The organism is Halococcus sp. AFM35 (assembly GCF_051195015.1).
In the GTDB taxonomy this organism is placed as follows: Archaea; Halobacteriota; Halobacteria; order Halobacteriales; family Halococcaceae; genus Halococcus.
Window position 1 is genome coordinate 1 of record NZ_JBNTJU010000091.1, and the last position, 1401, is coordinate 1401.

The window sequence follows — 1401 nt, forward strand, 5'->3', positions numbered from 1 at the left end:
CATTCGTCTTTAGCTAACTCCAGCAGTTGGTTGAGTGGCGGTAGCGAACCGTTCTTGTAGGACTGGGCGCTCTTGATGGATCTTCTGTGCGTCGGCTACCATCCGCTCTAACAGCGGCGGTGGCGAGTAGCCGAGGTAGTCGCTGAGTCGCTTGAGGATCCGCTGGGCGTGCGACCGGAAGGTCGCCGCCCAGCGTTCCGGTGGGAACACTGCCTCATCGTCCGCGTGCTCGATCACCAGCTCCAGCAACTCACGGCTCACCAACAGCGTCAGCACCGCCGCATACAGCAGAATCTCCACTACCGCAGGGTTGGTCGTATCGAACTCGTCGAGTTCGTACAGCGTCTTCAGCTCACGAAACAGCAATTCCACCGCCCACCTGCAACGGTATATCGTCGCTATATCCGCTGGCAACAACCACTTTCTCGGCAGATTCGTGATGTAGAAGTGGTAGTCGTCGGCGTCCTCGTTGCGGACGCCGACGACGCGGAACCGCTTCGTATCCCACGAGCGCGTACCTTCGTACGGTCCGCGTCTGAACGCCACTTCGACCTCCACGTCGACGTACTTTCGCTGGAGATCCTCTGCGATCTCGAAGACCTCCTCACCTTCCAGCGGAATGGCGCGTCCGCGCCATTCCCGCAGTTCTGCGACGATCTCCGGCTTCGTATTGCGCTTGAGACGGCTCACGAAGTAACCGCCGTTCTCGTCGATCCGCGCGAAGCGGCGGAACTTGAAATACGCCAAATCGAGGATCAGCAACCGTCCTTTCAGCCACGATCCTGTCTTGAATTCGGTGCTGTCGTGGGGACGTTCGCCGGTGATGGAGAGTTTCTCGATGGTTCGGTCGGTGACGTTGTGGAGCAGGTGGAGCTTCGCTCCAGCCTGCTCCTCACGGAGACCTTGGTACTCCTCGCGCAGAAACCGATGCAATCGTAGAACGGTTGCATCGGCAATCATTACGTCCCTGAATTGGTCGAACTCGTCACTGACAGTGTGCGGGACAGCAACCTCGTCGAGCGCGAACTCGACGAGGTTGCGGAGGTACGCGGCAAACAGCGGCGTCAATCGCTGATAGAAACCGCCAGGAGAGAGCGTCTTGTCGGCAGTAGCGTTGTAAGCGCGACGGAAGGCGGCGAGTGTTCGGCTCTCGCCTGCGGCGAAGCCGAACACGAGCGCCCAGACCATCGCTGGTACCTGGAACTTGCTGTCGCGTTCGACCACGCCAAGGTCCTCGGCGTGGTCTTCGAGAGCCGTCGATGGAAAGAGCGTAGTGAGCCGCTGTTCAATTCGGCCCGAGGAGGGTTCGTCGGTCACACCGAACTCCTCCTCACTCCGTTCATGAACCGACTTCGTTTCCAGCCGTGATCATGCGGTTTGCCGTTTAGCTAAAGACGGATG

Annotated in this window: 1 protein-coding gene; it reads right to left on the reverse strand. The window is 59.4% G+C overall.

The genetic code is table 11. The features are described from left to right. Positions 1-9: 9 nt before the first annotated feature. The gene (locus ACQUQO_RS18200; RefSeq protein ID WP_435080064.1) at positions 10-1317 is read right to left on the reverse strand and encodes an IS4 family transposase; all 1308 of its coding nucleotides are present in this window, start codon (positions 1315-1317) and stop codon (positions 10-12) included. Positions 1318-1401 lie beyond the last annotated feature (84 nt).